This window comes from Methanobrevibacter sp., from assembly GCF_050872065.1.
Classification (GTDB): domain Archaea; phylum Methanobacteriota; class Methanobacteria; order Methanobacteriales; family Methanobacteriaceae; genus Methanocatella.
On record NZ_JBNMGD010000051.1, the window covers coordinates 1 to 8,958 of the forward strand.

Here is an 8,958-nt window from a genome sequence, read left to right on the forward strand (position 1 = left end):
ATTAATAATAAAGTATTACTAAATAGTTGTTTTTTCACTAAAAAGTATTACTTTAATTTTAATATTAATAGTTAATGTGGTGAGAATTTCATGAATAAAAAAATAATAATTGGTGCGATTATAGTTGTATTGGTTGCTATTGTTGGTGTTTTTGTATTTATGGGTGGAACTCATGATAATGACCCAACTCATTTAACAGTAGCTGCTCATAGTAATATTGCAGAACCTGAAGCAGGTTTTAATCCTCTTACTGGTTGGGGATGTGGGCACCAGAACTATAATCCATTAGTACAAAGTTGTTTATTTAAAACAGATAAAAATGGAAGTATTGTGCCTGATCTTGCTACTGATTTTTCAGTAAGTGATGATGGAAAAACATGGACTGTCAATGTTAGAAATGATGTTAAGTTTTCAGATAATTCTACTTTTAATGCAGAAGATGTAGCATTCACATTTAACACAGCAAAAGAAACGGAATCTGAATTGGATTTAACAAATATTAAAAATGTCACTGTAGTAAATGATACCTGCGTTAAATTTAATTTAGTTGAATCTAGATCAACATTTATTTATGATTTAAGGTATGTTGGAATTGTGCCTTCTGATTCATATGATAATTCCACTTATGGTGAAAATCCTATTGGTACTGGACCTTATGTATTGGATCATTGGGATAAAGGTCAACAAGTTATATTCAAAATCAATGATAATTATTATGGTGACAAACCATACTTTACTCAAATTACTTTATTATTCCCTAAAGAAGCAACTTGGTTAGAATTAGCTAAATCTGGTGAAATTGATGTTGTTCCTGTTGCGACTTCTGCATTAAACCAAACTGTAGATGGGTATCAATTCATTGAAAAGTCAGCAGGTAGGGCACAAGGTGTATCTTTACCATACCTTAATGATACTGGAGTTGTATATAATGGAACTATGAAAGTGGGTAACAATGTAACTGCTGATAAATCAATTAGAAAAGCTTTAAATGTAGGTATTAATCGTCAAGATATGTGTGATGAAATATTTTTAGGTCATGCTTCTCCTGAATTTACCGGTGTTGACACAAGAGATTATGCGAATATTAATGCTAAATTAGCTGATGGTGATGTATCAAAAGCAAAACAAATCCTAAAAGATGGTGGTTGGTCTGATACTGATGGTGATGGTATTGTTGAGAAAAATGGTTTAAAAGCATCATTTGATTTATATTATCCTCCAGATTATCTTGATAGACAATCTATGGCTACTGTTTTTGCTGAACAAGCAAAAGAACTTGGAATTGAAGTTAATCTTGTGGGTGCTGACTGGGATACTATCTATCAAAATTTATACCATTCAGCAGGTTTAATGCAACAAACCTCTCCTGATCCTTACAAATCAATTTATCAACAATATCATAGTAAAGAAATGGATGGGTTTTATATGAATCCTAACTTGTATAATAACTCTGATTCTGATAAATTAATGGAGGAAGCTATGCATACTAGTGATTTAGCTAAAGCTGATTTATTATGGTCTCAGTCTGCCTTGGTTAATGGTGGAGGTTGGGGTCCTGCTGGAGATGCTCCATGGGTATGGATTGCTAACTATAAGTACAATTACTTTATTAAAAATGGTATCGATATTGGTGAACAACCAGATGATTTAGGAAATGATATTTTAATTAATGTCTGTGAGTGGTCAAGAACCAATTCTACAGCTTAATTATTTTTTTCTTTTTTTAAAATTTATTTGGGGGTCTTATTTTGAATAAGAATCAACTATTAAAATTTTTTGGTTATAAATTAGTACGTTTTGCAATATTGATGATTGCAGTTGCAGTATTTAGTTTTGTATTATTAGATTTATCCCCTATAGATCCGGTCAATGCTTATTTAAAAGAAGCTGCAGTATCAGAAGCTCAAAGACAAATGCTCCAAGAATATTTTGGTACAAATGTTCCTTTAACAACTAAGATATTTCATTGGATAATTGATTTATTTCATGGTAACTTGGGTATTTCTTTAATATATCGTGCTCCAGTTGTTGATATTATTTTAGAAAAAGCTTCCGCATCCATTGTGTTGATGGCGATTTCATGGATAATAAGTGGGATCCTTGGATTTTTATTAGGTGTTATTGCAGGTAAAAATAAAGGTTCTTGGATTGACAAAGCAATAAAAGTTTACTGTTATACAATTCAGTCTGCTCCATCTTTTTGGGTAGGTATGCTTATTTTAATGGTATTTTCGGTTTATTTGGGATGGTTTCCAATTGGATTTGGTGTTCCAATAGGGGTTAGAAGTACTGATGCAACATTCATTGAATGGGCAACAAGATTGGTGCTCCCTACATTAACATTGAGTTTAGTTGGTTTAGCACCAATTGCAATGTACACTCGTAATGAATTAATTCATGTTTTATCCTCTGATTTTGTATTGTTTGCTAAATCTAGGGGTGAATCTGGTTGGAATTTAGTAAAAAATCATGGAATAAGAAATATATTGTTGCCTGCAATAACATTACAATTTTTGTCATTTAGTGAATTATTTGGTGGGGCAGTTTTGGTTGAACAGGTATTTTCTTATCCAGGAATAGGTCAAACGGCTGTTGCAGCAGGGCTTCAAAGTGATGTACCTTTATTTTTAGGTATTGTACTATTCAGTGCAGTATTTGTATTTGTAGGTAATTTATTTGCGGATATTTCTTATTACTTTATTGACCCAAGAATAAAGGAGATGGAGTTCAATGATTAATGGAGGCAATGAGAAGCAATGGTTTTTATATCCTGCAAATTTGAGAACAAAAACGATTATGATTATTATTGTTTCAGCAGTAATTATTGTCAGTGTTTTGATTTCTAGTTATTTTATTGGGGATATTCCAACAAATTTTATTAGTTCAAATCAGATGCCTTCCTTAGAACATATCTTTGGTACAGATTGGATGGGTAGGGATATGTTTCAAAGAACTGTTGCAGGTCTGGGATTAAGTTTAATAGTAGGTTTCATTGCTTCAATTGTTAGTACTGTGATTTCTATTATTCTTGGATTATTTTCAAGTTTTAATAGATTTTCAGATGAATTAGTTGCTGGAATTATTGATTTGTTTGGTTCAATACCTCATATTCTTTTAATTATTCTTATTTCTATAATGTTTGGTGGAGGAGTGATGGGTGTAGTAATGGGAGTGGGTTTAACTCATTGGACACCTCTTGCAAGAGTTTTAAGATCTGAAGTTAAAGAAATTAGAACAAAAGACTATATTGTACTATCTGAAAGATTAGGTAAATCAAAAATATGGATTGCATTAAAACATATTTTACCATTGGTAATATCGCAGATTATTGTTGGTGTTATTTTAATGTTTCCTCATGCTATTATGCATGAAGCAGCTATTACTTTCCTTGGTTTTGGGTTGCCCCCTCATGAACCTGCTATTGGTGTGATTCTCTCTGAATCAATGAACTATTTGTCATCTGGATATTGGTGGTTAGCATTTTACCCAGGTATGTCATTATTACTTATTGTATTATTATTTGATTTAATTGGTGAAAATGTTGAAAAATTATTAAATCCTGAAACTGCTCAGGAATAAGAGAAATTTAATTTTTCTTTTTTTACTTTTTTTAAGTGATATTTATAGGAAAATGGTTTTTATTAATTTTCATGTGTAAAAAGCTATTAATTTTTTTCTTAAACTTTATTTTATATTGTGTTCAATATTATTATAATGAAAAGAACAGCACTCAAAATCGGATATATTGGAACTAATTTTCATGGTTTTCAAAGACAACCAGATTTAAGAACAGTTGAAGGAGAATTGATTTATCATTTACGTAAACTTGACTATATTGATGATTTAAAAAAATCTAGATTTAGGATTGCAGGAAGGACTGATGCTGGAGTTCATAGTTTAGGTAATGTAATCAGTTTTCAATCGGAAAAGGATGTTAGGATAAATGAAATTAATAATTCATTACCTGATGATATTCAAATTATTGCGAGTGCTCCTGTAAGGTATGCATTCAAGCCAAGATATGCTCAGATGAGACAATATCGATATATTTTATTTCAGGATTTGGATGTTGACAAATTAAAAGAATGTGCCGAAGTATTTAAGGGAACTCATAACTTCACTAATTTTACAAAAAGATTCCAAAAGACTACTACAAGAAATATTGAGGATATTAAAATCACAAAAGTTGATTTAAGTGATTATCACAAAAAGGAATTTCCAAATCTTCATGATACTGTATCTCCTATTTTTGTTGATATTTATGGAGAATCGTTTTTATGGAATATGGTAAGAAAAATGATGAGGGTTTTTGTGGATGTTGCTATTGGTAAAATGAGTTTAGATGAAGTTGAAAGATTGTTAAATCCTGAGGAAAATGAACCAAGAGCTCATATTAAAGTTATGGAAGCAGAATATCTAATTTTAATGGATATCAAGTATGATGGAATTAAATTCAGATATGATGATTATGCGTGTGAGAGATTTAAGCGTAATTTGGTTGATTCTTTATCTGATTTGCAAAAAAGATATGCGATTAGAGAATCTATGATAAAAAGCTTAAATGATTTGCATAGCTGGTAATAATGAATGTTTTAAAGCAAATGATGAGTATCTATTTATGTTCATTGTCTTAGCAAGTTTAAGATATGTTTCATTCATGAGTTTATGAATCAAATTAAGTAGCGATGGGTTTTATCCTAATAGTCAATGAAAGTTTCGTATTTACTAGTTTAAGCTGTGCATGAATATTTTTAATATCTTTATTTATTATATTATTTTTATTATGGCATGTTGCATTCACTTAAAAATTAAAAAGCATTTTTAATGATTAGTTTATAAATATAATACTATGAAAATCGCTACTATTTTAGGGACTAGACCCGAAATTATTAAGATGGCCCCCATTATTGATGAGATTTCCAGAAGAGATATAGATCAGATTGTTTTGCATACTGGTCAACATTATGATGAGGAAATGTCTGATGCGTTCTTTAGGGATTTGGATATTAGGACACCTGATTATAATATTCATGTGGGTTCTGGAACTCATGGGAAACAGACTGGTTTGATGATGAAAGGTATTGAAGAAATTCTTCTTGATGAAAAACCTGATATTGTTTTAGTCCAAGGGGATACCAATGCAGTTTTAGCAGCTGCAATGGTTGCATCTAAATTACATATTGCAATAGGTCATGTTGAAGCAGGACTTAGATCTTTTGATATGACAATGCCTGAGGAAGTAAACCGTAGAGTTGCGGATGTATGTTCTGCAATGTATTTTATACCAACTATTGATTCTGCTATTAATCTTTTAGCTGAAGGGTATTCAAGAAAAAATTTAATTATAACTGGGAATACAGTTGTTGATGCTTGTTTTAGACATTTGGATATTGCAAAAAAAAGAGGTATTGAAGAAGAATCTCTTAGAGAACTTAATATTGATGAAATGGATAATATTTTAACTTTAACAATGCATCGGGCTGAAAATGTTGATGTTAAAGAAAGGGTTACAGACATTATTGAAGCATTAAAAGAATTAGATGACATGAATATTATTTTTCCAATTCATCCAAGAACCAAAAATACGCTTGAAAAATTTGATTTATTTGATGAATTGAATAATTTAGATCATGTCCATATCATAAAACCGTTAGGCTATCTTGATTTTCTACAGTTAACTTCTGCTTCAACATTAATCTTAACGGATTCTGGTGGTCTGCAGGAAGAAGCAATAACATTAAGTGTTCCGGCTTTAACATTAAGATATAATACTGAAAGACCTGAGACCGTAACTGCTGGAGGGAACATCCTTGTAGGTTCTGATAAGGAGGCTATTGTGTTTAATGCTCGTAAAATCATTGATGATAATGAGTTTGCAGATAAAATGAAGAATGCAGTTAATCCTTATGGACAAGGAAATTCTGCAAAATTGACTGTGGATGCAATTGAAGATTATTATGCTAGGGGATTATTAAATATTGTTGCTCCTGAGGATATAATGACTTCATTTACAAGAAATATGAAAAATATGGATGAAAATATTTCTGTTGAGGAATTTGAAAGAAAAGAAAATTCACTTGTTCATATGGTTTTTGATGGAGAAAATATGGTATTCCCAACAGATGATTTAAATTTAAATGGAATGATGATTAGTTATGACAAAAGAAAGTGAGCCGATTTTAGTATTTGAATATTTCACTGCTTCAGGTGAAAAAGATAAATGTATTATTTCCGAAGCTGAAGCATTAATATTTTCACTTTTGGAAGATTTAAAAGAATTTAATGTTGATTTAGTTATTAATGAATCTTATAGGGATGTTGTAAAAAAGTATAGTAATGTTAATCCAATTTTAATTAATCAGGATGTTGTTTCATGGCTTAGCGAGAATGCAGGTCAATTTAATAGAGCTATTTTCATTTCAGCTGAAAACAATAATAATCTTTATAACATTACTAAAATTTTAGAGGAAAATGATGTGGATATATACAACTCTTCATCTGAAGCTTGCTTAAAATCATCTGATAAATATGAAACTTATGAATCATTGCCTAATACAATTCCTCAGCCAAGGTCATTTAGATTTAAAATAGATTCAAAGGGTTATTGGAAAAGAGCAATTGAAAATTTACATGAGAAATGGCAAGCTGAAGACCCATTATCTCCTTTGAAATTAATAATAAAACCGTTAATTGGTGTAGACTGTAAAGATATTGTGGTTATAGAAAAAATCGAAGATTTAAGTTTGGATTTGGATAAAATTTTCACCCCAGGGTCCCGTGTTCTCGTTCAGGAATATATTGAAGGGATTGATATTAGTGTTAGTTTGATTTCAGATGGTAAAAAGGCCATACCTATAAGTTTAAATGAACAATATGTTGACTTGAAAGATGATAATGGAACTTATCTTGGTGGTAAATTACCGTTTGAAACTGAATTTAAAGATGAGGCATTTGATATTGCAACTAAAGCAGTTGAGGCTATAAATGGAGTTAAAGGTTTTGTAGGTGTTGATTTAAAAATTAATGCTGATGAAAAAGATATTTATTCTGTGTATTTGCTTGAGATTAACTCAAGATTCACAACACCTTATGTAGGATTAACTAAAGTCGCTAATCTTAACATAGGTAAAACAATTATTGATTTAGTTGATGGCAATGTCAAGATTGATGATTTGGATATCTCTTTAGATGGTGAAATTGAATTTAAAAAGTCTGGAGATTCATTGGAAATTAGGAGAATATAATATGAAGGTAGCGGGATTTGATATTGGTGGTGCAAACACTGATTTGGCGATTATTGATTTTGATAATGATGAAATTGTGAATATGGAGGTTGATTTTGCTTATCTTCCAATGTGGAGTAATAATGATGATTTATCCAGTGTTTTAATTGAATTGATTGAAAAAATCTGTCCGGTTTGTGAAATTGATGCTGTAGGTATTTCAATGACAGCAGAACTTGTTGATGCATATGATACTAAAAAGGAGGGTGTTTTGGATGTTGTTAAAAAATGTGAAGAAACATTTGATTGTCCAATAGCATATGTTGGAATAGATGGGATGTTATCAAAAGAGGAAATTATAACGACTCCACTTAAGGCAGCCGCTGCCAATTGGATTGCAACTGCTCAAATTGCAACATTGATTTCTGATAATTGTATATTCATTGATACTGGAAGCACTACAACTGACATCATACCAATTAAAGATGGTAAAGAATGTGCAATTGGTAGATCTGACTTTGATAGATCAGCTACCGGTGAATTAGTATATACAGGTACTTTAAGAACCAATTTAGCAAGTTTTCTTGATAAAGTTGAATTAAATGGGAAAGAATATCGTGTAGCTAGTGAATTGTTTGCACAGACTGCTGATGTATATACTGTTTTGGATTTGATAACTCAAGAGGATTATGTTTGTGACACTTTTGATGGTGAGGGTAAATCAAAAATAGATTGTGCAAAAAGAATAGCTCGTGTAGTTTGCGCTGATTTGGAAATGTTGAGCATGGATGAAATTGTCGAGATGTCTAAGTTCATTCATCAAAAGCAAGTTGAACAAATTGCAGATGGATTAAAACAAGTAGTTGAAACTCAAAATTTAGAATTAATTGTCACAACAGGTCTTGGAAAAGATATTTTAGATAAAAAAGCAGCGGAATTATTAGGTTTAGAAGTTAAATCTATGGGTGACATCTTAACCGATGAGGAATGTGTTGTTGCACCGGCTGTTGGAACTTCTGTAATGATGAATAAATATTTGGGATAAAAAATTTATCCTTAACTCTTTTTTTTAATTAGTACCAAACATCTTTTAGGTTTAGTAAATAAGCGCAAGTGTTAGCTATTAAATGTATAATTAATGTTAATATGGCGGATAGAACAATAAATAGTAAATCCATTTTAACAAAGAATGAAACTAAAATCAATGCAACTACTAGGAAATCTAATTGATCTAATATTAGGGCAGATTCACCACGCTTAATTCCAATTCTTCTTTTTAGGAAACTACCTATTGCATCACCTAAAAGAGCTCCAAAACCAAGTAAAAATCCTATTAATATTCCATTTGTTGTGTTGGTTATTATTGGAGTCATTATGTATTCTCCATATGCTGAAATGATATATGGGGCAGCAAATCCTTGAATTAATCCTGTTATAATTCCGATAATGGTTCCTGCAATTAATCCTTTCCAAGTCACTCCGTCTCCAATCCAGCGAACGCCATTTTTATCGGTTTTTCCAAAATCAACTGGAAGTCCTCCACCAAATATTAACCCTGCACTGTTTGAAAAATATGCTGGGAGTATGAAGTATAGCGTCGTAACACATGAAATAAGTATTATTTGAATATTAATAGTCATTTAATTTATCTCCATCTATATTTTTTGTAGAAACTACTATATATATTAATTCAGTTTAAATACTATTATCATTTAAATATAATAATACTATAATA

8 protein-coding genes are annotated in these 8,958 nt (G+C 30.8%); 7 read left to right on the plus strand and 1 reads right to left on the minus strand.

The window, feature by feature from the left end:
- Positions 1-90 precede the first annotated feature (90 nt).
- From ACR0P1_RS06830 to ACR0P1_RS06860, 7 genes are all read left to right on the plus strand, one after another.
- On the plus strand, positions 91-1,707 hold the full coding sequence (locus ACR0P1_RS06830; protein ID WP_432645658.1) for an ABC transporter substrate-binding protein: 1,617 nt from the start codon (positions 91-93) through the stop codon (positions 1,705-1,707).
- 38 nt (positions 1,708-1,745) lie between these two features.
- Entirely contained in the window at positions 1,746-2,738 is a 993-nt protein-coding gene (locus ACR0P1_RS06835) for an ABC transporter permease (protein WP_432645665.1), read from the plus strand.
- Positions 2,731-3,579, plus strand: coding sequence for an ABC transporter permease (locus ACR0P1_RS06840; protein ID WP_432645659.1), 849 nt, complete (start codon positions 2,731-2,733; stop codon positions 3,577-3,579). Before ACR0P1_RS06835 ends, ACR0P1_RS06840 begins: the two co-directional genes overlap by 8 nt.
- 135 nt (positions 3,580-3,714) lie before the next feature.
- Positions 3,715-4,581, plus strand: a complete 867-nt coding sequence (gene truA, locus ACR0P1_RS06845) for a tRNA pseudouridine(38-40) synthase TruA (RefSeq protein ID WP_432645660.1) — start codon at positions 3,715-3,717, stop codon at positions 4,579-4,581.
- 268 nt (positions 4,582-4,849) lie between these two features.
- Complete coding sequence (wecB, locus tag ACR0P1_RS06850; protein ID WP_432645661.1) at positions 4,850-6,172, plus strand: non-hydrolyzing UDP-N-acetylglucosamine 2-epimerase; 1,323 nt, start codon at positions 4,850-4,852, stop codon at positions 6,170-6,172.
- Complete coding sequence (locus tag ACR0P1_RS06855) at positions 6,156-7,244, plus strand: ATP-grasp domain-containing protein (protein ID WP_432645662.1); 1,089 nt, start codon at positions 6,156-6,158, stop codon at positions 7,242-7,244. Before wecB ends, ACR0P1_RS06855 begins: the two co-directional genes overlap by 17 nt.
- A gap of 1 nt (position 7,245) precedes the next feature.
- The gene (locus ACR0P1_RS06860; protein WP_432645663.1) at positions 7,246-8,268 is read left to right on the plus strand and encodes a hydantoinase/oxoprolinase family protein; all 1,023 of its coding nucleotides are present in this window, start codon (positions 7,246-7,248) and stop codon (positions 8,266-8,268) included.
- A gap of 28 nt (positions 8,269-8,296) precedes the next feature.
- Here the strand turns inward: ACR0P1_RS06860 and ACR0P1_RS06865 are convergent, their stop codons facing one another.
- Entirely contained in the window at positions 8,297-8,863 is a 567-nt protein-coding gene (locus ACR0P1_RS06865) for a CDP-2,3-bis-(O-geranylgeranyl)-sn-glycerol synthase (protein ID WP_432645664.1), read from the minus strand.
- Positions 8,864-8,958 lie beyond the last annotated feature (95 nt).

Bases quoted from the DNA above. Each gene is read 5' to 3' on its own strand.
- ACR0P1_RS06830 (WP_432645658.1), top strand. From the start codon at position 91: ATGAATAAAAAAATAATAATTGGTGCGATTATAGTTGTATTGGTTGCT.
- ACR0P1_RS06840 (WP_432645659.1), top strand. From the start codon at position 2,731: ATGATTAATGGAGGCAATGAGAAGCAATGGTTTTTATATCCTGCAAAT.
- truA (WP_432645660.1), top strand. From the start codon at position 3,715: ATGAAAAGAACAGCACTCAAAATCGGATATATTGGAACTAATTTTCAT.
- wecB (WP_432645661.1), top strand. From the start codon at position 4,850: ATGAAAATCGCTACTATTTTAGGGACTAGACCCGAAATTATTAAGATG.
- ACR0P1_RS06855 (WP_432645662.1), top strand. From the start codon at position 6,156: ATGACAAAAGAAAGTGAGCCGATTTTAGTATTTGAATATTTCACTGCT.
- ACR0P1_RS06860 (WP_432645663.1), top strand. From the start codon at position 7,246: ATGAAGGTAGCGGGATTTGATATTGGTGGTGCAAACACTGATTTGGCG.
- ACR0P1_RS06865 (WP_432645664.1), bottom strand. From the start codon at position 8,863: ATGACTATTAATATTCAAATAATACTTATTTCATGTGTTACGACGCTA.